Here is a 22283-nt window from a genome sequence, read left to right as displayed (position 1 = left end):
GTTCCCCCCTGACGCCCCGGGCACCGCCCGGCCCTACTCCCGGAAGTCGAGCCGCATCACGGCGCGGCGGGGCGTCGGGCGGGTGACCTCGCGGAAACCCGCCGCGCTGAAGATGCTGTGGCTGCCCACGTACAGTTCGCCCCACGTCAGCTGCTGCCCGGGCTTGGGGATGAGCGGGTAGCCCTCGATCGCGCGGGCGCCGCTCTCCTTCGCCCAGTCGGCGGCGGCGGAAGCCAGGGCCCGGCTGACGCCGCGGCGCCGGAAGCCGGCCCGGGTGGTGAAACACACCGCAGCCCACACCGTCCCGTCGTCGGGGTCTTCATCGCGGCCGGCCCACACCACCCTGCTGGTGCGCAGGCGCCGGTACGCCGTCCGGGGTTCTACGGCGCACCAGCCTGCCGGTTCGCCGTCCAGGTACGCCACCAGGCCGCTGGTGGAACCGGCCGCGGGATCACCGCACCGGGTCTCGGCCCGGAGCCGGAGAGCCCGGTCCTCGACCAGCTCCTCCCGCCACTGAGCCGCCGGCGTCTGGAACCACTGGCACTGGCAACGCGCCGCTTCACCGCGGGCACCGAAAACCGCCTGCAGGTCGTCCCAGGACGCCCGGTTTGCCGGGACGACGGCGACACCTGCACCGGTAGCTGTCTGCATGCTCCCAGCAGACAGCACGGCGGGCACGCACCGCAAGAGGTGCGCGCCCGCCGTCGTGCGTCAGGGAGGTTAAAGTGGCCGGCTACTCCGCCTTGGCCCCGGCCTCCTTGGCCGCGTCCTTGGGCTGCGGCTTGGCGTCGACGCCGGCTTCCTTGCGCTGCTGCGGCGTGATCGGTGCCGGCGCTGCGGTCAGCGGGTCGTAGCCGCCGCCGGTCTTCGGGAAGGCGATGACCTCGCGGATGGACTCCTCGCCGGCCAGCAGGGCAACCACGCGGTCCCAGCCGAAGGCGATGCCGCCGTGCGGCGGGGCGCCGTACTTGAAGCCCTCCAGCAGGAAGCCGAACTTGGTCTGCGCGGACTCCTTGTCCAGGCCCATCACCTTGAACACGCGTTCCTGCAGGTCCCGCTTGTGGATACGGATGGAGCCGCCGCCGATTTCGTTGCCGTTGCAGACGATGTCGTAGGCGTAGGACAGCGCCGACTCCGGGTCGGTGTCGAAGGTGTCCATGAATTCCGGCTTGGGCGAGGTGAAGGCGTGGTGCACGGCCGTCCACTTGCCGCCGCCCACCGCCACGTCGCCCGAGGCGACGGCCGCTTCGGCGGGCTCGAACATGGGCGCGTCGACCACCCAGACGAACGCCCAGTCGCCCTCGTTGATCAAACCGGTGCGGTGGCCGATCTCCACGCGCGCCGCGCCCAGCAGCGCGCGGGAGGCGGCACGGTCGCCGGCGGCGAAGAAGATGCAGTCGCCGGGCTTGGCGCCCACGGTGTCCGCGAGGTTCCCGCGCTCGAAGTCGGTGAGGTTCTTGGCCACCGGGCCGGTCAGCTCCCCATCCTCCTGAACCAGCACGTAGGCAAGGCCCTTGGCGCCGCGCTGCTTGGCCCATTCCTGCCAGGCATCCAGCGTGCGGCGGGCCTGCGAGGCTCCGCCGGGCATCACCACGGCACCCACATAGGGCGCCTGGAAGACGCGGAACGTGGTGTCCTTGAAGAATTCGGTCAGCTCGGTCAGCTCCAGCCCGAACCGCAGGTCAGGCTTGTCCGAACCGTACTTGTCCATCGCCTCGGCGTAGGTCATCCGCGGGATCGGCGCGGTGATCTCGACGCCGATCAGCCGCCAGAGGGCCTGCACGATCCGCTCGCCGAGGGCGATGATGTCGTCCTGGTCCACGAAGCTGGCTTCGATGTCCAGCTGGGTGAACTCCGGCTGGCGGTCGGCCCGGAAGTCCTCGTCGCGGTAGCAGCGGGCAATCTGGTAGTACTTCTCGAAGCCGCCCACCTGCAGCAACTGCTTGAACAGCTGCGGGGACTGCGGCAGCGCATACCAAGCCCCCGGGGCAAGGCGCGCCGGGACCAGGAAGTCGCGGGCGCCTTCCGGCGTCGAGCGGGTCAGCGTCGGGGTCTCGATCTCCACGAATCCGTCGCCGTGCAGGAGCTCGCGTGCCACCCGGTTGGCTTCCGAGCGCAGCCGCAGCGCCTTCGAGGGGCCCGGCCGGCGCAGGTCCAGGTAGCGGTGCTTGAGGCGGGCTTCCTCGCCCACCTCCACGTGCTCGTCCACCTGGAACGGCAGCGGATCGGCGGTGTTGAGGACGACGACGTCCTCCGCCATCACCTCCACCTCACCGGTGGCGAGGGCCGGGTTTTCGTTGCCCTCCGGGCGCTTCTCCACGGTGCCCTTGATCTGCAGCACGTATTCATTGCGCAGCGAATGGAACACGTCCTCCTCGCGGACCACCACCTGCGCCACACCGGAGGCGTCGCGCAGGTCCAGGAACGCCACACCACCGTGGTCGCGGCGGCGGGCCACCCAGCCGGCGAGGGTAACGGTTTGTCCGATGTGCTCGGCCCTGAGGGTGCCGAGGTCGTGTGTGCGCAGCACAACAGTCCTTCCGGTAGAACGATTCGCTCATCTGTTCGCCGCCCGCTGTTTACCTCGTGCGGCGGCGGGGTACGGCTATGGTGAGTGGAGATGTAGACGAGTTTACCGTTGATCAAGCCGCGCCCCGGACCTCGACTACCGCCGTGCGGGAGGAAATGGCCCGGACCGGCCGGTCGGCGCCGGGGCGCAGCGGGCAAGGAGCTGGAGCAACCGTGAGTAGTGAATCGTCGCTGGAACGCCGCCTGGGCGGAGTCGACGCGACCACCGTGGGCGTCGGATCCATGATCGGAGCCGGCGTCTTCGTCGTGTTCGGTCCGGCAGCCGCCGCCGCCGGTCCCTGGCTGCCGCTTGCACTGGGCATCGCGGCGTTTGTGGCCTATTGCAACGCGGCGGCCAGCGCGCAACTGGCCATGCTCTACCCCACCAGCGGCGGCACGTATATCTACGGACGGAAGCGTCTGGGCGAATGGCCCGGCTTCCTGGCCGGCTGGAGCTTCGTGACCGGCAAGATTGCCTCCTGCGCGGCCATGGCCCTGACCTTCGGCCTCTACGTTTTCCCGGAGTATGCCACCGCCGCCGCCGTGGCCGCCGTCGTCGTGCTGACCTCGATCAACCTGCTGGGCATCACCCGGACCGCCTGGGTGACCCGGTGGATCGTGGCGTTCGTGGCCGCCGTGCTGGTTTTCGCGATCGTTGTGGCCTTCGACGCCGATCCGGTCGGGGCTCCGGCCGGGCAGATCGCGGCGTCGCCGTACGGCGTGCTGCAGGCCGCGGGGCTGTTCTTCTTCGCGTTCGCCGGCTACGCCAGGATCGCCACCATGGGCGAAGAGATCCGCGAACCGAAGAAGCTGATTCCCGTGGCCATCTTCTCCGCGCTGCTGATTACGTTCGTGCTCTACATGCTGATCGGCCTGGGACTGCTGCGCTATCTGGGACCCGAACTGCTGGCGGAGAGCGAAGCCCCGCTGCGCGCCGTCATGGAGGAGGTCGGAGGCGGCGTGGGCACCACGGCCATGGCCATCGCCGCCGCCCTCGCCAGCCTAGGCGCCCTGCTGGCGCTGATCGCCGGCGTCGGCCGGACCACCTTCGCCATGGCCCGCGAAGGCGACCTGCCGCGCGTCTTCGCCACGGTGGGTACCCGTTTCAAGGTTCCGTGGGCGGCGGACCTGGTCGTGGCCGCCGTCGTCATTTTCCTGCTGCTCACCCAGGATGTGCTCGCGGTGGTGGGGCTCTCCAGCTTCGGCGTGCTGATTTACTACAGCGTCACCAATGCGGCCGCCCTGACCCTCGACGAGCGGCCCTGGCACGCGCCGAAGCTGCTGAATGTTGCAGGGCTGGTCGGCTGCCTGCTGCTGGCCTTCACCCTGCCGGTCACGTCCGTGCTGATGATGGTGGCCGTGCTCGGCGCGGGCGTGGTCGGCCGCGCGGCGCTGGCGCCGGTCCGCCGCCGTCCCGGCGCCTGAACCGGGCGCGCAGCCGCGGCCGCCGTCAGTGGGCGGCCGCGGTGATCTGCGGGGCCAGGTCCTCCGCCGGAGGGGTCCAGACCGCCGGATCGGCCGCGGCCTGGTCGCCGGAGCGGATGTCCTTGACCTCGTGGCTGAGGCTCCCATCGTCGGCCAGCGAGGTGAACCAGACGAAGGGGATGCCGCGGCGGTCCGCGTACTTGATCTGCTTGCCGAACTTGTCCGCCTTCGCGGCCACCTCCACGCTGATGCCGCGTGAACGCAGCTCCCCCGCCACGTCCTGGGCCTGCGACCAGCTGTCCTCGTTCGCCAGGGCGACGAGCACCGTCGTGGGCACCTGGCGGGACGCCACGGCGAACTCCTGCCCCAGGATCCGCATGACCAGCCGGGTCACGCCGATGGAGAGGCCAACGCCGGGAAAGGTCCGGTTGCCCTTGGCCGCCAGCGCGTCGTAGCGGCCTCCCGAGCAGATGGAGCCCAGCTGCTCGTGGCCCACCAGGACGGTTTCGTAGACGGTGCCGGTGTAGTAGTCCAGGCCGCGGGCGATGCTCAGGTCGGCCAGGACCTTGCCCGGGGCCCGCCGGTGCGCCTCGCCGATGACTTCCTCCAGCTCGGCCAGACCGGTGTCCAGCAGCTCGTGCCGGACACCGAGCGCCCGCACCTGGTCCACGAAGGAGGTGTCCTCGGTGCGGATGGACGCCAGCTTCAGCGCCGCCTGCGCCTGTTCGTCGGTGGCGCCGAGTTCTTCCTGGAGCAGTGCGGCGACCTTCTCGGGACCGATCTTCTCCAGCTTGTCGATGCTGCGCAGCACCCCGGCGGTATCCGTCAGGCCGATGCCGCGGTAGAAGCCTTCCGCCAGCTTCCGGTTGTTCACGCGCAGCTTGAACTCCGGGATGGGTAGCGCGCTGAGGGCCTCGACGATGACCAACGCCAGCTCCACGTCGTAGCGGAACGGCAGCTCGCCGTCGCCCACCACGTCGATGTCCGCCTGGGTGAACTCACGGGCCCGGCCCTCCTGCGGGCGCTCGCCCCGCCAGACCTTTTGGATCTGGTAGCGGCGGAACGGGAAGGCCAGGTGGCCGGCGTTCTCCACGACGTAGCGCGCGAACGGGACCGTGAGGTCGAAGTGCAGGGCCAGCTTGTCCTCGGCCTTGCCCTCGGATTCGTCGGCCTGCAGGCGGTGCAGGCCGTAAACCTCTTTGTCGATCTCACCCTTGCGCAGCAGCTGGGCCACGGTTTCGACGGCGCGGGTCTCGATGGAGGAGAAGCCGTGCAGCTCAAACGTCCGGCGCAGGGAATCCAGAACATGCAGCTCCACAAGCCTCTCCTGCGGAAGCCATTCCGGGAAGCCTGACAGGGAGGCCTTGCGTGCCATACGGACGTATCTCCTAGTAGATGAGGGGTGAGGATGAGGCGGGTGCATCGGAGCCGGCGGCAGTGCGGCGGCACTGATCGCTAGACTTGCTGCTGGACCAGTTTAAGGCCTGCCACGGCAGCGGAACCAAACGCGCTGCCGGGCGACGCCCCGACGTCGGGCGGAGCCGTACATTGCAACGACCAGGAGGAGCTTTGGCCCGGAGCCGTCATGACCGCGAAACCCGGCGCCGCATTGCCCGGATGGAGGCCAAGCGCGACCTGCGCCGGCAGCAGGCGGCGCGGCGCAAGCGCGACAACATTATCGGCGGCGCAGCCGTGGCGGCCCTGGTAGCCGGTGGCGTGATCGTCCAGTTGACCGTGTTCGCCTCGAACCCCACTCCGTCGGAGGTGGAACAGGTCCGCCAAGGCCTCGAAGACCCGCAAGGCGTTGCCTCGCCGCAGCCCTCCGCCAACGCGGCAAACATTCCGTCGCCGGAGATCGCCGAGGGCAAGGTCTTCAGCGGCACGATCGCCACGAACGAGGGCGACATCGGCGTGGAACTGGACGGCAACGTGGCGCCCCAGGCGGCAGCGGTCTTCAGCACCCTGGCCCGGGACGGTTTCTTCGAGGGCAAGACCTGCCACCGGCTCACCACCGCCGCCAGCATGGGCGTCTTGCAGTGCGGTTCCGTGGACGGGGCCGGCGGCGGCGATCCCGCATACCAGTGGGGCCCGGTGGAGAACACCCCCGAAGACGGTGTGTATCCGGCCGGCACTATCGCCGTCGCCCGCGGTGCGGATACCTACAGCAACGGGACGCAGTTCTTCATTGCGTGGAAAGATTCGACGATCCCGCAGGATACCGGCGGCTACACGATTATGGGTAAGGTAACCGAAGGGCTGGACGTCATCGAGCAGATCGCGGCCGGAGGCGTCGAGGATGCCGACAGCCAGGACGGCCCGCCTAAGATACCGGTAACAATAGAGTCGTTCACCCTCCAGTGAGCACCCCACCACGATGGTGCTGCTGAACAGGCGGCACCAGGCACAAGCGAAAGAGTTCTAGCGGTGACACCCAGTCAGCAATCCGACGAAGCAGCCCAGACCGCCGAAACCGAACAGACCGCAACCGGTCCGGCAGCGGAACAGGCCCCGATCGAACAAGCCGCAAGCGATCCGGCAGCGAGCCAGGCACCTGCTGAAGAGGCTGTGCAGGCTCCGGAGGCTGCTGCACCGGCTGAAGAGGCGCCGGAGGCTCCGGAGGCTGCTGCACCACCGGCTGAACAGGCGCCGGAGGCTGGCGAGTCCGCAGCTACCGAGCCCCCGGCCGCCGCGGAACGGCCGGCCACGGAGGAAAAGGCGCCGGCCGCGCCCGGGCCCTCCCCCAGCGCGCCGCAATTGGCGGGCAAACCGGTCCCGAAGCCCGCCCCGGGCCCCAAACCCACGCCGGCGGCCATGCCGGGAAAGATTGCTGCCGCCGCTCCCGCACAACAGGTCATCCCCGTTCCGGCGGTCGCCTCCACGCCGCTGTCCGAAGCGTCCAAGTGGGCGCGAATTACGGACGACGGCCACGTGTTCCTGCTGCTCGACGGACAGGAGCACCCGGTCGGGCAGTACCCGGACGCCAGCAAGGACGAGGCGCTGGCCTACTTCGTGCGCAAGTATGACGACGTCGCGGCCCAGGCGGCACTGCTGGAACAGCGGGTGGAAGCCAAGGCTCCCTCCAACGACATGCACAAGACCCTTGAGCATCTGAAGGCCCAGGTGGCCGAACGCCACATGGTGGGCGACGTGCCCGCGCTCGAGTCCCGGCTGGCCGAACTTGGCACTGCCATCAGCGAGCTGCAGAAGGCCGAGAAGGCAAGCCAGGAAGCCCAGCGTGCCGCCGAGCTGGCGGCCCGCGAAGCCATCGTCGCCGAAGCCGAGGAGATCGCAGGCAAGGACCCGTCGTCGGTGCAGTGGAAGACCAGCAGCGCCCGTATGAACGAACTCTTCGACGCGTGGAAGTCCGCCCAGAAGAACGGCATCCGGCTGGGGCGCAGCACCGAGGACGCACTGTGGAAACGCTTCCGCTCCGCACGGACGGTCTTCGACCGGCACCGGCGCGCGTTCTTCAGCCAGCTGGACAGCGACAACGCGGCGGCAAAGGCGGCCAAGGAAGCCCTGATCGCACGGGCCGAAGAGCTTTCGACGTCCACCAACTGGGGCCACACCGCGGCCGAGTACCGGAAGCTGATGGACGACTGGAAGGCTTCCAAGCGCGCCAGCCGCAAGGATGACGACGCGCTGTGGGCGAGGTTCCGGGCGGCGCAGGACAAGTTCTTCGCTGCGCGCCAGGCCGCCAACGAGGCGATCGACCAGGAGTTCGCCGCCAACCTGAAGGTCAAGGAGGCACTGGTCGCCGAGGCCCAGGCGCTGCTGCCCGTGACCGACCTGTCCGCAGCCAAGAAGGCCCTGCAGTCCATCCGCGACCGTTGGGAGGAAGCCGGCAAGGTCCCCCGCGGTGACATGCAGCGGATCGAGGCAGGCCTGCGCAAGGTTGAGGACGCGGTGAAGGCCGCCGACGACGACCACTGGCGCCGGACGAACCCGGAGACCAAGGCCCGTACCAACAGCGCGCTGTCCCAGCTCGAGTCGGCAATCGTCGGGCTCGAGGATGACCTGGCCCAGGCCGAAAAGGCCGGCGACCAGCGGCGGATCGCCAAGGCCCGCGAGGCCCTGGATGCCCGCCGCCAGTGGCTCGATACGCTGCAGCGCTCTGCGGAGGACTTCTCCTAGCGGGTAAGCCCTACACAGCCGAAGGGCCCCCGAACGCTTTCCACAAAGCGTTCCGGGGCCCTTCGGCTGTCCCGGACCGTTTTGGCATGCTGTCTGGCATGACCCGTCAACCTCCCGCCGCCCCGGCGGCTGGACGTAACGCCCAGGCCCCGCCGGCGGTACTCCGACCGGGGCATCCCTTCAGCCGCAGCGAACTCGAGTGCATGCGGCTGGACGGCCTCCTGGTCAACGTCTATGGTCCGGGGTTCGCATTGCCGTGGGACCAGATCACACCCCGGCACCGCGCGGCCGCCGCGTACTACAGCCTGCCCGAGCATGTCCGCCGGAAAGTGGTGCTGGGGAGGCTGACGGCGGCATGGGTTTACGGCTGCGCGCCGGCCCCGCAGAAACTTTCGGTGCTGCTGGACCACCGGCACCGGACCACGTCGCAGGGCCGGTACCGCCTTGCCCTGATCCACGAAGTGACGCTGGGCCCCCTGGATACCGTGACAATCGGCGGGGTCCCGGTCAGCACACCGCTGCGGACCGCGCTGGACGTTGCCCTGCACGCACCGGACCCGGACGCTGTCCCCGTGTTGAGGGAGCTGGCCGGAACCAGCGGGCTCGGCTGTCCGCTGGACGCCATCCGGCAGGCAATCGCCGCCCGGCCGAGACTGCCGGGCAAGTCCCGGGCGCTGCAGCGCCTGGACTCGGCGATGGGCGCAGCCTGACAGCGGGAACGTTCTCCCGGGGGACGCGGAGGGGCGTCCCCGCCGTCGGGCGGATCAGCGGCGCTGGGACCCCGAGCTGCGGTACACGTCGTACACGCCGTCGATCCGCCGGACCGCGCCGAGCACATGGCTGAGGTACTTCGGGTCGCCCATCTCGAAGGAGAACCGCGAGATCGCCAGCCGGTCGCTCGAGGTGTGGACGGTCGCGGAGAGGATGTTGACATGGTTCTCGGCAAGCACGCGGGTGACATCGGAGAGCAGGCTCTTGCGGTCCAGCGCCTCGACCTGGATTTCCACCAGGAACACGCTGGACTGAGTGGGCGCCCAGGCGACGTCGACGATCCGGTCGGGGCTTTCCCGCAGCTCCGCCACATTGCGGCAGTCGGAGCGGTGCACCGACACGCCCGAGCCCCGGGTGACGAACCCCACGATGGGATCCGGCGGGACCGGGGTGCAGCACCGGGCCAGCTTGACCCAGACGTCGCCGACGCCGACGACGGTGACGCCGGAGTCCGGATGCTTCGGCCGCTTGACCGTCGTCGGGAGGGACGGCTCGGCCTCCTCGACCGCTTCCCGTCCGCCGAGCAGGCCGACCAGGTGCTCGATCACGTTCTGGGCGGACGTATGGCCGTCGCCCACGGCGGCGTACAGCGCTGACACGTCGGCATGGTGAAGTTCCTGCGCCACCGACATCAACGCGTCGTGCGTCATCATCTTCTGCAGCGGCAGGTTCTGCTTCCGCATGGCGCGGGTGAGCTGGTCCTTGCCCTTCTCGATCGCCTCTTCGCGGCGCTCCTTGGTGAACCACTGGCGGATCTTGTTCCGTGCCCGCGGGCTCTTGACGAAGCCCTGCCAATCCTGGCTGGGACCGGCGCCCTCCGCCTTGGAAGTGAAGATCTCCACCCAGTCGCCGTGGCTGAGTTCGCTGTTCAGCGGGACCAGCTTGCCGTTCACCCGGGCACCGATGGTGCGGTGGCCAACCTCGGTGTGCACGGCATAGGCGAAGTCCACCGGGGTTGATCCGGCCGGCAGCGCCATGACCTCGCCCTTGGGGGTGAAGACGAAGACTTCCTTGGCGTTGATTTCGAACCGGAGGGAGTCCAGGAACTCGGCGGGGTCGCTGGTCTCCTGCTGCCAGTCAACCAAACTGCGCAGCCAGCCCATGTCACCGCCGTCGGCCGTCCCGCCGCGGGCGATGTCCTTGTACTTCCAGTGGGCCGCGACGCCGTATTCGGCGCGGCGGTGCATTTCATGGGTGCGGATCTGGATCTCCACAGGCTTGCCGCCCGGACCGATCACCGTGGTGTGCAGCGACTGGTACATGTTGAACTTGGGCATGGCGATGTAGTCTTTGAACCGGCCGGGCAGCGGGTTCCACCGCGCATGCAGGGCCCCGAGCGCCGCGTAGCAGTCGCGGACCGTGTCCACCAGCACCCGGATACCCATCAGGTCGTGGATATCGTCGAAGTCCTTACCCCGCACGATCATCTTCTGGTAGATCGAATAGTAGTGCTTCGGCCGGCCGGTGATCGTGGCCTTGATCTTCACGGCGCGCAGATCGTCGCCGATCTTGGTGCGCAGCGTCGTCAGGTACTTCTCGCGTTCGGGAGTGCGCTCCCCCACCATCCGCACGATCTCTTCATAGACCTTTGGATGCAGGGCCGCGAAGGAGAGATCTTCCAGCTCCCACTTGATGGTGTTCATGCCCAGCCGGTGCGCCAGTGGGGCGAAGATCTCCAGGGTCTCGCGGGCCTTCTTCGCCGACGACTCCGGGGAGACAAAGCGCCAGGTCCGGGCATTGTGCAACCGGTCGGCCAGCTTGATCACCAGGACGCGGATGTCCTTGGCCATCGCCACGACCATCTTGCGCACGGTTTCCGACTGGGCCGCGTCGCCGAACTGCACCTTGTCCAGCTTGGTGACGCCGTCAACCAGCATCGCGATTTCGGGACCGAACTCCGCCTTCAGGTCGGCGAGCGTGTACTCGGTGTCTTCGACCGTGTCGTGCAGCAGGGCGGCAGCCAGCGTGGTGCCGGTCATGCCCAGTTCCGCGAGGATCGTGGCTACGGCGACCGGGTGCGTGATGTACGGGTCGCCGCTCTTGCGTTTCTGCCCGCGGTGGCTGCGCTCGGCCACCACGAAGGCGCGGTGGATCAGGTCGAAGTCCTCGCGCGGGTTGTTGGCGCGGACGGTGCGCAGCAGGGGCTCCAGGATGGGCGAATAGCTGGTGCCGCCCCGTCCGGCCAGCCGGGCAAGCCGGGACATCGTCCTTTCCCGGCGGCCCGGGAAGGCATGGCGGACCGGTGCGGTACCGGGGACTTCGGCGGCCGCGGGCACGACAGAAGAACCAGGATCCGGTGTCACGCCGGCATCACTGGCCTGGTCCGTCGACCTAAGGTGATCGGCCAACCTTTCCCGCCTTCCCGATTGGTCCTGGAACCGACGCTACAGCCTTTTGAGCCGCCGGCGGGCGGCGCACGGCCCAGCACTGTTCCGGAAAAACCATTCTATGCCCGTCCGGAGGCCCCGGCGCCCCGCTGCAGCGTCATACGGCGGGGGCGGCCTCGGTGCGGCGCCGTTCTTCCACCTTCTTGGCCTGCTTGAGCAGCGCCGGTTCCTTGGCCCGGAGCCGCGCGTACATCGGCGCCGCAATGAAGATAGTCGTGGCGGTGCCGATGATGATGCCGATGAACAGCGCCAGCGACACGTCCTTCAACGTGCCGGCGCCGAGCAGGAAAGCGCCGATGAACAAGATCGCGGCGACCGGCAGGACGGCGACCACGGAGGTGTTGATGGACCGGACCAGGGTCTGGTTCACGGCGAGATTGACCTCTTCCGCGAAGGTCCTCTTGGTGGACTTGTCCAGGTCCTCCGTGTTCTCGCGGATCTTGTCGAAGACCACCACCGTGTCGTACAGCGAGTACCCCAAAATGGTCAGGAAGCCGATGATGGCCGAGGGCGTCACCTCGAAGTCGCTCAGCGAATAGATGCCGGCGGTCACAATGAGCACCACCACCAGGCCGCTGAGCGCGGCGACGGACATCTTCCAGGTCCGGAAGTACAGCGCCATCATGATCGCCGCCAGAACAACGAACACCACGAGGCCCCAGATCGCCTGCCGGGTCACGTCGGCACCCCAGGTAGGACCGACGAACGAGGACGTCACCTGGTCGGTATTGACGTCGTAGGCTTCGACCAGGGCGTCACGCAGTTCCAGGGTCTGGTCGTCGTCCAGCCGCTCGGTCTGGATCCGCATGGTCCCCGGGGCGATGTTGGTCACGCGGGGATCTGCATCCGCCGCGACCTGGGCCACGGCAGCCTCGCCGGGACCGACGTCCGTGTTTTCCACGTTGGAAACGGTGAACTCGGAACCGCCGCGGAAATCGATGCCCAGGTTGAACCCGCCCTTGACGAACGGCACCACGATGGACAGGAGGATCGCGGCGGCAGCAATGCCGAACCAGAGCCTGTACTTGGAGACAAAGTCGTAGGAGCGCTTGCCCGTGTAGAGATCGTTGCCCCACTTAGCAAAGTTGGCCATTTAGTTGCTCTCCTTGTCGGACCCGCGGCCCGCGCCGCTGGTGGCGCGCTGCTTCTCGGCCGCCCGGCGTTCGGCGATGGTCTGGCGGCGGTCGGCTTCCGCAGCCGCCGCGGCGTTTTTGGCCCGCACAGGCACCTTGCGTTCGCCGGGCTGGCGGATCCGCCCTGCCCCACGGTACAGCGGCACGGCGTCCAGCAAGCGCGGATCCAGGCCGGAGAACCGGTGGCCCTCGCCGAAGAACTTGGTGCGCGCCAGCAGCTGCATGGTCGGGTGCGTGAACATGAAGACCACCAGGAGGTCGGCCACCGCGGTCAGGCCCAGCGTGAACGCGAAACCGCGCACGTTGCCCACCGCCACGAAGTAGAGCACGACGGCGGCCAGCAAGTTGACTGCCTTGGAAGCCAGCACGGTTTGCCGTGCACGCTTCCAGCCGTTATCCACGGCCGAGACCAGGCCCCGGCCCTCGCGCAGTTCGTCGCGGATACGTTCGAAGTAGACGATGAACGAGTCGGCGGTCTGGCCGATCGCCACGATCAGGCCGGCGACGCCGGCCAACGACAGCCGGTAGTTTTCGGTCCAACCCAGGATTGCAATCGCCAGGTAGGTGATGATGCCGGCCACCACCAGTGACGCGATGGTCACGAGGCCGAGCATGCGGTACTGGAAGATCGAGTAGGCGGCGACCAGCACCAGGCCGATGAGTCCGGCGAACAGGCCCATCCGCAACTGGTCGGCGCCCAAGGTGGCGGAGATCTGCTGTTCGCTCTGGATCTCGAAGCTGATCGGCAGCGCGCCGTACTTCAGCTGTTCGGAGAGGACACGGGCAGATTCTTCCGTGAAGTTGCCGGTGATCTGCGGCTTGCCGTCCGGGATGACAGCGTTGGTTGTCGGGGCGGAAATTACCTCGCCGTCCAACACGATGGCGAACTGGTTTTGGGCGCCGGGGAGCCCGAACAGCCGCTCGGTCACGGCCTTGAAGGTTTCGGTCCCCTCGCCGTTGAACTCGATGTTCACTGCCCACTGGTTCAGCGTCTGTCCCTGGGTGCCGCGCACCTGGCCAAAGCTGGAGTCGACGATATCCGTGCCGGGCACCTCCACCGGGCCCAGGATGTACTTCATGCCGGTGTCCGGTTCGCAGGCGACCATCGGCTTGGCCGGGTCGGCAGGCCCGGTCTCCTCGTCCGCTGCAGCCGGATCCAGGCATTCGAGCGCCTCGAACTCCTGGTAGAGCTCCGGGGTGATCCAGTTCATGTCGCTGGCGTTCTCCGGGGCGGCAGCCGGTTCCGGAAGGTCAGCTTCCGGCGTCCGCTCTTCTTCCGGGACGGCGGAACCCGGCGCAACGGTGAGTACCGGCCGGAATTCCATAGCGGCCGAAGCCTGGATCAGTTCGCGGGTCCGCTGGTCCGGGACACCGGGCAGGCTGACCACCACGTTGCGGCCGGACTGGGTGGTGATCTCCGCTTCCGCCACGCCGGAACCGTCGACGCGCTGGCGGATGATCTCCACGGCCTGGTTGAGTTGCTCGGCGGTGATCTCGCCCCCGCCGCCCTGGACCTGCGGAGCCAGGATCATCTGGGTGCCGCCCTCGAGGTCGAGCGCCAGCTTGGGCGCCCAGCTCGCCTGGCCGGTGAACACACCGCTGCCCAGGATGACGGTGCCGGCGGCAAGGAGCACACCGAGCCAGATAAGTGTCCGCCGCGCGATGCTGGTGGAACCGGTTCGTGCCATGGAAGATCTTTCTCTCATCGGCTCAGTCGGCCGGCGGTACCGGCCGGTACATGGCGAAGTGGCGGGGCATGCCCCGCCACTGCACGCCTATACGGCTAAGCCGTCGCTGGCCTACTTGGTGTCTTTGTTCTGCTCTTCGTTCAGCCGCTTGAGGGTGTCCTCGGCGGATTCCTCCGGGCGGGTGGCGCTTTCCGCGGTGAGGGACGAGGCGTCGTCGGGAACCTCGGGGGTCTCCGGGGTCACCACTTCGTTCACCGCCTGGGTGTGCACAGTGGCGGTGTTGCCCGGCGACAGTTCAAGGACCACCTTGTTGTTGTCGGGGTCGAGGGAAACGACGGTGCCGAAGAGACCGAACTGCGTCATCACCTCGGTGCCCGGCACCATCTGCTCCTTGATGCGCTCAGCCTTCTCGCGCATCTGGGCCTGGACCTTCTTCTGCTTGCGGAACATGAAGAAGATCAACAGCGCGAAAACGGCGAACAGGCCGATCGTCATCACGTCGATGCCGCCCGACTGCTGCTGGGGAGTGGTGCCGGTGAAGAGATTTACGAACACAGGAAAGTTCCGTCCTAGAAGTCTGGAGCGGACCGGTAGGAAAATCCGGACCGTGTACGCAGCCTGCCGCGTCCCGCGAGGAACGGCGCACTCCGCACGTTCCTACCATTCTACGCGGTGACGGCCCTTACACGGTCAAGCTTCAGTTTTCGGCGAAATCCGTGTCCGGCTCCAGCAGTTCCGAGAGCAGGTCTTCGGTCTGTCCTGCGGCCAGATGATCCGGCACCGCCAGCCCCAGGTGTTGCCAGGCGGCGGCGGTGGCGATCCGTCCGCGCGGCGTCCTGCCCAGCAGCCCTTCGCGGACCAGGTAGGGCTCGGCCACCGTCTCCACCGTCTCGGTTTCCTCGCCGACGGCGATGGCCAGGGTGGACAGGCCGACGGGCCCGCCGCCGAACTTGGTAATCAGGGCGGTCAGCACCGCCCGGTCCAGGCGGTCCAGTCCCCGTTCGTCGACTTCGTACATATCCAGCGCAGCCGCCGCCGCACGCGCATCAATCTCCTCGATCTTGTGCACGAGAGCCCAGTCCCGCACGCGGCGCAGCAAACGATTGGCGATGCGGGGAGTGCCGCGGGAGCGTCCGGCGATCTCGGCGAAGCCCGCCGAACTCACCTTGAGGTCCAGCAGCATGGCCGAGCGGCGGAGCACCAGTTCAAGCTCCGCGACGGCGTAGAACTCCAGGTGCCCGGTGAAGCCGAAACGGTCACGCAGCGGACCCGGCAGCAGCCCGGCCCGGGTCGTGGCCCCGACGAGGGTGAACGGCGGCAGGTCAAGCGGGATGGCGGTGGCGCCGGCGCCCTTGCCCACCACGATGTCCACCCGGAAGTCCTCCATCGCCATGTAGAGCATTTCCTCCGCCGGCCGCGACATCCGGTGGATCTCATCCAGGAAAAAGATCTCCCCTTCGGTCAGCGACGACAGGATCGCTGCCAGGTCGCCCGCGTGCTGAATCGCCGGTCCGGAGCTGATCCGCAGCGGCGCGTTCATTTCCGCGGCGATGATCATGGCCAGCGTGGTCTTGCCCAGCCCGGGCGGGCCGGACAGCAGGACGTGGTCAGCCGTGCGTTCGCGGATCCGGGAAGCTTCCAACACCAGCGACAGCTGTTGGCGGACCCTGGCCTGGCCCACGAAATCGTCCAGGTTCTTGGGCCGCAGCGCCGATTCGATCGCCCTTTCTTCGGTTTCCGACGTGTTGGCGACCAGCCGGTTGTTCTCGGAATCCTCTGCCACGCTAGTTCACTCCCGCGGTCCGCCGGGCCGAGCCAGTCCGGGCACCGTCCTGGCCCAGCCTGCGCAGGGTCAGCCGCAGCAAGTCGCCCACATTGCCCGCCGCTGCCGCCTCCGGATTTTCCTCCGCGGTGGTGTCCACGGCCGCGGCGGCGTCCTTCTCCGACCAGCCCAGGCCCGCCAGGGCCTCCTGCACCTGTCCCTTCCAGCCGCCCGCCTGTTGGGGGGCCTGCTCGCCGGTGGGGATCAGCTTCCCGGCCAGCTCCAGCACGATCCGGCCGGCGAGCTTCGGCCCGATACCCGGAACCTTGGTGAATGCCTTGCTGTCCCCCTCCGCGGCGGCAACCCTCAGGGCCTCGGGCGAGTGCACCGACAGCGCCGCCAGGCCGAGCCTCGGACCGACCCCGCTGACCGAGATGAGGGTTTCGAAGACTTCCCGTTGCGCCGCGTCCTCGAAGCCGAACAGCGTCATGGAGTCTTCGCGGACAATCATGGTGGTGGCCAGTTCGGCCTCCCGCCCCACGAACAGCGTGCCCAGGGTCTGCGGCGTCGCCTGGACGAGCATGCCGAATCCGTTGACGTCGATCACGGCCGATTGCAATCCCACGTGGGCGACGACGCCGCGCAACGAGCTAATCATGAACTCAACTCCCAATTCCGGCACTGCGGCCCGGAGTCCGCCCGCAGCAGCACGGCGGGCGGATTGTCCGAACATATCTACGAATAGCTTACGGGGCAGCGCAGACATTACCGGCGACCGCCACACCGTGGCACCGTTTGCCTTCAGCCGCCGGCGGCGGGTCAGCGGCGCGTCCGCTTGGCCTTTGCTTCGGCCTCCGCCCAGAGCCTCTGGGCCGTCGTCATCCCGCCGCCGGCAGCCGGTTTCGCTGCTCCGCCGCGCCAGGCATGGGTGATTGCCAACGCCAAGGCGTCAGCAGCGTCGGCCGGGCGCGGCGGGGTGTCCAGCCGCAGGATCCGGGTCACCATCTTGGTCACCGCGGCTTTGTCCGCCTGCCCGTTGCCGGTGACCGCCGCTTTCACTTCGGTAGGGGTGTGCAGCGCGACGGCGATCCCCCGCCGTGCTGCCGCCGCGATGACCACGCCGGACGCCTGGGCCGTGCCCATCACCGTGCTGACATTGGTCTGACTGAAAACGCGTTCGACGGCGAGCACGTCGGGCGTGTGCGCGTCGAGCCATTCGTCGATGGCGTCGGCGATCTTGAGCAGGCGCAGCTCCAGCGGCATGTCCGGGGTGGTCCCGACCACCCCGACGTCCACCAGCGAGGAGCGGCGGTTTGGTTCAATATCGACCACACCCAGGCCGCAGCGGGTCAGGCCCGGGTCCACTCCCAGCACGCGCATGGCTGGTGCCGACGGCCGGACCGGTGTCAGTCGTTCTCGATTTCGGCGAGGACATCCGCGCTGATGTCGGCGTTGGAGTAGACGTTCTGGACGTCGTCCAGGTCCTCGAGCGCATCCACCAGTTTCATGAACTTCCGGGCTGCGTCCGCGTCGAGTTCCACGGCCATCGAGGAGACGAACTCGATCTCATCGGTTTCGTACTCGATGCCGGCCTCTTCCAGCGCGGCGACGACGGCGCGAAGGTCCGCGGGATCGGTGTGGACCTCGAAGTTGTCGCCCTGCTCCTTGACTTCCTCCGCGCCGGCTTCCAGCACCGCCATCAGGAGGTCGTCTTCCGTGAGCCCGTTGGCGGGCAGGGACACCACGCCCTTGCGGGAGAACATGTAGGACACCGACCCCGGGTCGGCCACGGTGCCGCCGTTGCGGGTGATCGCCAAACGAACCTCGGAGGCGGCCCGGTTCTTGTTGTCGGTGAGGCACTCGATCAGCACGGCGGAGCCCTGCGGGCCACGGGCCTCGTAGATGATTTCGCTGTAGTCCACCGTTTCGCCGGTCAGGCCGGCGCCGCGCTTGACCGCGCGGTCGATGTTGTCGTTGGGGACCGAGGTCTTCTTAGCCTTTTGGACGGCCAGCTCCAGCGCGGGGTTGCCGGACATGTCCGCTCCCCCGTTGCGGGCCGCCACTTCGATGTTCTTGATCAGCTTCGCGAACGACTTGGCACGCCTGGCGTCGATCACGGCCTTCTTGTGCTTGGTGGTTGCCCACTTGGAGTGTCCGGCCATGCTTACGCCTCTCCTCTGACGATGCGGATGAAAAGTTCGTGGATGCGGCGCTCCCCCGTAATCTCCGGGTGGAAGGATGTCGCCAGCAAATGCCGCGAACGCACTGCCACTATTCTAGCTGTCCCGTGCAAAGTATCGGTGTGGGAGGCCGCCTCCGGCTCGACGGTGGCAAGGACCTCCACGTCCTTGCCCACGCGTTCCACCCAGGGCGCCCGGATGAACACGGCGTGCACCGGCGCCGGGTCCTGGCCGGGAGACGCCGCACTGAACTCCAGGCCCTGGAAGTCCAGGTTTGACTCGAACGATTCGCGCTGCCGGCCGAAGGCGTTCCGCCGCACCGTAATGTCCAGGCCGCCCAGCGTCTGCTGGGGCTCGCCCTTCAGGTCCGTGGCCGGATCCGCAATCTCACGGGCCAGCATGATCATGCCCGCGCAGGAACCGTAGACCGGCATGCCCGCCCCGATCCGCCTCTTGAGCGGGTCGGCCAGCTCGAACATGCGGGTGAGCTTGTCGATCGTGGTGGATTCGCCGCCGGGGATGACCAAGCCGTCCACGGCATCCAATTCCCGCGGCCGGCGCACCGGCACCGCCTTGGCACCGCTGTGTTCCAAGACGGATAGATGTTCGCGGACATCGCCCTGCAGGGCAAGCACACCAATCGTGACCACGGTGACGGTTCCTCGGAGTTCGGCATCGGGCCGCCCGACGTGGCGACCGTACGGAAAAACAGTAGTGCCATCCGGTCCGGCAGTGTTAAACGGTGCCCGCCGGCACTGTGGGACCCGACACCATTCACGCGGAGCCGGCGGTGCCCCGACCCCGTCGGCTTGTATAGTCTCTACTCATGCGACACCTCCTTGCGACCGTTGCCGGAAAGGCCGTAAAGGCGGTAGCCAGGCTCCGCGGCGGCGGTTCCGCACTGCCCGGCCTGGTGGCCGAAAAAATCGATCCGCAGTTCCTGCCGCGCACGCTCGGCACGCTGCCGCGCGGCGTCGTGGTGATCAGCGGAACGAACGGCAAAACCACCACCACCAAGATGGTGGTGGAGCTGCTCCAGGGCCAGGGACTGAAGGTGTTCACGAACCGCACGGGCAGCAACTTCACCCGCGGCGTGGTTGCGTCCGTGCTGGGCGACTCGGACGCCCGGGGCCGGCTGGATGCGGACATCGCCGTGTTGGAGCTGGACGAGGCCCACGCGGTTCACTTCGTCAAACTGGTGGCCCCGCGCTACAGCCTGCTGCTCAACGTCATGCGCGACCAGCTGGACCGCTTCGGCGAAATCGAAACGACTGCGGGATTCCTCCGGCAGATCGCGGCCGCCACGACCGAGGCGGTGGTACTGAACCGTGAGGACCCGCGCATTGCGGCGCTGGCCGGCGCCGTGGCGGCGCCGCGGATCGAATACTTCGGCCTGGCACCGCAGCTGCGCCACATGTTCCCGCACGACGACGAAATGCGGACCGCGTCTGCCGGCCCCTCCGCCTACACCGCCGCCGAAGCCGACCGGCCGAGCGCCGACGTCGTGCTGTCGGCCTGTGAAGGGGCCGCCGCAACCTTCCAGCTGGACGGACGCGCGATCGAGCTCGAGCTGAAGCTGACCGGCGTCTACAACGTATTCAATGCCGCCGCGGCGATGGTGCTGGCGCGGACCGTGTTGGGCCCCGCCGTGGACGAGCCGGCGCTGCTGGCCTCGCTGGAGAACGTCACCCCGGCTTTCGGCCGAGGCGAATCGCTGACCGTCAACGGCCAGCCGCTGGACCTGGTGCTGGTGAAGAACCCGTCCGGCTTCCGGCTGGCACTGAAGTCCTTCCCCGCCGCCGGCTTCCGGACCATGATCGCCATTAACGACAACTACGCCGACGGGCGGGACATGTCCTGGCTGTGGGACGTCGACTTCGATTCGCTGCGGGACACCGGCGTGGCCGAGGTCTCCGGGGTCCGGGCGCACGACATGGGCCTGCGCCTCTTCTACGAGGACGTTCCGGTGGGCCGGGTGGACACGGACCTGAATGCCTCGCTGCAACGCTTCATTGCGGGCGCTCCGGATACGCCGAAGCGCATCTACTGCACCTACACCGCCATGCTGGCGCTGCGCCGCGAGCTCGGCAAACTGACCGAAGTGGAAGTGGTCTCCTGATGGACGCCCCTGTTATCGACCTGCTCCAGCTGTACCCGCGGGACATGAACATCTACGGCGACTGGGGCAATGTCCTGGTGCTGCGCAGACGTCTTCAGCTGCGCGGCTACGACGTCCGGCTGCATGAGTACAACCCCGGCGACACGTTCCCGGAGCAGGTGGACCTGATCGTGGGCGGCGGCGGCCAGGACTCCGGCCAGAACAAGATCCAGGCCGACCTGCTGGCCCAGGGCGGCCGCCTGCGGGAGCTGGCCGAGGATGGCCTGCCGATGCTGGCCGTCTGCGGCCTGTACCAACTGTTCGGCCACCGGTTCACCACCCACACCGGCGAGGTCATCACCGGCATCGGGCTGCTGGATGCCGAAACCGTGGGCGGGCCCGTCCGGCTGATCGGCAATACCTTGCTCGAAAGCGGCGAGTTCGGCACCATCATCGGGTACGAGAACCACAGCGGCCTGACCACCCTCGGCAGCGATGTCCGGCCGTTCGGACGGGTGGCCAAGGGCCAGGGCAACAACGGCACCGACGGCACCGAAGGAGCCCGCTACCACAACGTCATTGCCACCTACCTGCATGGTTCGCTGCTGCCCAAGAACCCGGCCGTGGCCGACTACCTGATCCGCCACGCCGTCGAGCGGCGCTACGGCAGCTTCAACGACGTGGCGCTGGACATCCCGCATGAGGCCGAAGCCCGCGCCGACGCAGCGGCCCGCCCGCGCTGACGCAGCCGGTCGGCGTCACGGCGGTTCAGCCGCCGGGGGGCGGCGTCATTCGCCGCTGAGCAGCCACTCACGGGCGATGTCCGGCGGGGCACCCATCGACTCGACGGTCGCCTTGGTCCGTTGCCGGCTGGCCTCGTCCGCCTGTTCGGACACGCACCATTCGCCGGTCTTCGCGGCTGCTGCCAGCGCATCGGCCGCCACCGGGCACCAGCGATGCCCGGGTCCGTCGAACGTGGCCGGCAGCCAGTCCAGCCGCGCCACGACCCAGGCACCGCCGTCGTCGGCCTGGCTGAACTGGGCCCGGACCATCAAGCCCTCGGTGTTGAGGATGTTCGGCGTTGCATGCGCGGCGATGGTGTTGCCCAGCCCGTAGACGATCCAGGTGCCGTTGTGGCGCTCCATCGGCTGGACCGAGTGGCTGTGGTGCCCGTACACCAGGGAGAACTCGCCGCTGTCGGCCAGCGCGTGGGCGGCCTCCTGCTGTTGCGGGCTGGCGTAGTCGGTGTATTCGTCTCCGGCATGGACCGCTCCCAGGACGATGTCCGCGCCCTGCGTCCGGGCCTTCCTGGCCTTGGCGATCATGGCCGCCGGATCCAGCATGTCCACCTGCCACGGCCGGTCCGGCACCAGCCCGTTCAGGGAGAACGTGCCGGTGATGACCGCGATCCGTGCGGCCGGGGTGTCCAGGACCAGCACGTCCTCGGCCTCCGCCGCGCTGCGGTAGGAGCCGGTGTGTTCCAGGCCGCGCGCGTCCAGCGCGTCCAGGGTCCGCTCCAGGCCGCGTGTGCCGTGGTCGAACGCGTGATTGCTGGCCGTGGTGCAGGCGTCGTAGCCTACGGTTGTGGCGGCGTCGAGGATCTGCGGCGGCGCATTGAACGCCGGGTAGCCGGAGTACGGTCCGTCGTCGCCGGCCAGCGGGGTTTCCAGCTGGCAGACGGCGAGGTCCGCGGTGTCCAGGTACTGCTCCTGGGCGGCCAGCATCGGCTCGAAGTCCAAGGCCCCTTTCCCGGTCTGCCGGGCGTCCGCGCCCGCCTGCTCCCAGAGCGGCTCATGCAGCAGCAGGTCGCCGGTGAGGGCCACGGTCGCGCAGCGGATTGCCGGACAGTCCGGTCCCGCTCCTGCTGTCACCGCCGGCGCCGGGGCGGGCTTCGGTGTGGAGGACGACGGCGGAGCCTCCCCCGCGCCACCGCTCCCCGGCGGGCCGGAGACGGAGGGCACCGCAGCCGGCGCGGTTCCGGGCGGGCCGCCGGCCTCCGGCCCGAGGCTGCAGCCGGCCAGGAGCAGGGCCGCGATGGCCACGGCCGCCGTGACGGGCGCCCTCGTCCGGGCTGGGCGATGTTCCCGCGGGTACGGTGCCCGGCGCCCTTCGCGCGGGCCGGCTTGCGCCGACGGGA

Annotated in this window: 19 protein-coding genes; 6 read left to right on the top strand and 13 right to left on the bottom strand. The window is 68.4% G+C overall.

The features are described 5' to 3' along the window. Window positions 1–33: 33 nt before the first annotated feature. Complete coding sequence (locus AC5RUK_RS02555) at window positions 34–651, bottom strand: GNAT family N-acetyltransferase (RefSeq protein ID WP_494151298.1); 618 nt, start codon at window positions 649–651, stop codon at window positions 34–36. An 82-nt stretch (window positions 652–733) separates the two neighbouring features. Continuing rightward, window positions 734–2530, bottom strand: coding sequence for an aspartate--tRNA ligase (gene aspS, locus AC5RUK_RS02550; protein WP_494151297.1), 1797 nt, complete (start codon window positions 2528–2530; stop codon window positions 734–736). A gap of 212 nt (window positions 2531–2742) precedes the next feature. On the opposite strand from aspS, the gene AC5RUK_RS02545 reads away from it, so the two are divergent. Next, a complete protein-coding gene (locus tag AC5RUK_RS02545; protein ID WP_494151296.1) occupies window positions 2743–3993 on the top strand; it encodes an APC family permease in 1251 nt (416 codons plus the stop codon). A gap of 25 nt (window positions 3994–4018) precedes the next feature. Here AC5RUK_RS02545 and hisS read toward each other — a convergent pair whose 3' ends face one another. Continuing rightward, complete coding sequence (gene hisS / locus AC5RUK_RS02540) at window positions 4019–5368, bottom strand: histidine--tRNA ligase (RefSeq protein ID WP_493987114.1); 1350 nt, start codon at window positions 5366–5368, stop codon at window positions 4019–4021. A gap of 194 nt (window positions 5369–5562) precedes the next feature. Here hisS and AC5RUK_RS02535 point away from each other — a divergent pair, with 194 nt between their 5' ends. The 3 genes from AC5RUK_RS02535 (at window position 5563) to AC5RUK_RS02525 (ending at window position 8837) form a co-directional block, all read left to right on the top strand. Next, a complete protein-coding gene (locus AC5RUK_RS02535; RefSeq protein WP_494151295.1) occupies window positions 5563–6354 on the top strand; it encodes a peptidylprolyl isomerase in 792 nt (263 codons plus the stop codon). A 63-nt stretch (window positions 6355–6417) separates the two neighbouring features. Then, on the top strand, window positions 6418–8127 hold the full coding sequence (locus AC5RUK_RS02530) for a DUF349 domain-containing protein (protein WP_494151294.1): 1710 nt from the start codon (window positions 6418–6420) through the stop codon (window positions 8125–8127). A gap of 98 nt (window positions 8128–8225) precedes the next feature. Next, entirely contained in the window at window positions 8226–8837 is a 612-nt protein-coding gene (locus tag AC5RUK_RS02525; protein WP_494151293.1) for a type IV toxin-antitoxin system AbiEi family antitoxin, read from the top strand. A 54-nt stretch (window positions 8838–8891) separates the two neighbouring features. Here AC5RUK_RS02525 and AC5RUK_RS02520 read toward each other — a convergent pair whose 3' ends face one another. The 9 genes from AC5RUK_RS02520 to pdxT form a co-directional block, all read right to left on the bottom strand. After that, window positions 8892–11102 carry a RelA/SpoT family protein gene (locus AC5RUK_RS02520; RefSeq protein WP_493987529.1) on the bottom strand — a complete coding sequence of 737 codons (2211 nt, stop codon included), beginning with the start codon at window positions 11100–11102 and terminating at the stop codon, window positions 8892–8894. A 280-nt stretch (window positions 11103–11382) separates the two neighbouring features. Continuing rightward, entirely contained in the window at window positions 11383–12378 is a 996-nt protein-coding gene (gene secF, locus AC5RUK_RS02515) for a protein translocase subunit SecF (RefSeq protein ID WP_494108891.1), read from the bottom strand. After that, window positions 12379–14106 (bottom strand): protein translocase subunit SecD, encoded by a 1728-nt coding sequence (gene secD / locus AC5RUK_RS02510; protein WP_493987109.1) that lies wholly within the window; start codon window positions 14104–14106, stop codon window positions 12379–12381. It lies immediately after the preceding gene. A 111-nt stretch (window positions 14107–14217) separates the two neighbouring features. Next, window positions 14218–14661, bottom strand: coding sequence for a preprotein translocase subunit YajC (locus AC5RUK_RS02505; RefSeq protein WP_493987108.1), 444 nt, complete (start codon window positions 14659–14661; stop codon window positions 14218–14220). A 142-nt stretch (window positions 14662–14803) separates the two neighbouring features. After that, a complete protein-coding gene (gene ruvB, locus AC5RUK_RS02500) occupies window positions 14804–15889 on the bottom strand; it encodes a Holliday junction branch migration DNA helicase RuvB (protein WP_493987107.1) in 1086 nt (361 codons plus the stop codon). A gap of 1 nt (window position 15890) precedes the next feature. Beyond that, entirely contained in the window at window positions 15891–16526 is a 636-nt protein-coding gene (gene ruvA / locus AC5RUK_RS02495) for a Holliday junction branch migration protein RuvA (RefSeq protein ID WP_494151292.1), read from the bottom strand. Window positions 16527–16687: 161 nt separating this feature from the next. Next, complete coding sequence (ruvC, locus tag AC5RUK_RS02490) at window positions 16688–17248, bottom strand: crossover junction endodeoxyribonuclease RuvC (RefSeq protein ID WP_494108888.1); 561 nt, start codon at window positions 17246–17248, stop codon at window positions 16688–16690. 26 nt (window positions 17249–17274) lie between these two features. Next, entirely contained in the window at window positions 17275–18030 is a 756-nt protein-coding gene (locus AC5RUK_RS02485) for a YebC/PmpR family DNA-binding transcriptional regulator (protein ID WP_493987104.1), read from the bottom strand. Window positions 18031–18032: 2 nt separating this feature from the next. Beyond that, complete coding sequence (gene pdxT / locus AC5RUK_RS02480; protein WP_494151291.1) at window positions 18033–18698, bottom strand: pyridoxal 5'-phosphate synthase glutaminase subunit PdxT; 666 nt, start codon at window positions 18696–18698, stop codon at window positions 18033–18035. Window positions 18699–18874: 176 nt separating this feature from the next. Here pdxT and AC5RUK_RS02475 point away from each other — a divergent pair, with 176 nt between their 5' ends. Then, on the top strand, window positions 18875–20167 hold the full coding sequence (locus AC5RUK_RS02475) for a MurT ligase domain-containing protein (protein ID WP_494151290.1): 1293 nt from the start codon (window positions 18875–18877) through the stop codon (window positions 20165–20167). Continuing rightward, entirely contained in the window at window positions 20167–20889 is a 723-nt protein-coding gene (locus AC5RUK_RS02470; protein ID WP_494151289.1) for a type 1 glutamine amidotransferase, read from the top strand. The genes AC5RUK_RS02475 and AC5RUK_RS02470 overlap by 1 nt, the downstream gene beginning before the upstream one ends. 45 nt (window positions 20890–20934) lie before the next feature. Here AC5RUK_RS02470 and AC5RUK_RS02465 read toward each other — a convergent pair whose 3' ends face one another. Next, window positions 20935–21969 carry a CapA family protein gene (locus tag AC5RUK_RS02465; protein WP_494151288.1) on the bottom strand — a complete coding sequence of 345 codons (1035 nt, stop codon included), beginning with the start codon at window positions 21967–21969 and terminating at the stop codon, window positions 20935–20937. Window positions 21970–22283: the final 314 nt, after the last annotated feature.

Source organism: Arthrobacter sp. Y3223065, from assembly GCF_059090885.1.
The sequence above is the reverse complement of the archived record's forward strand: the minus strand, read 5'-3'. Positions and strand labels throughout refer to the sequence as shown.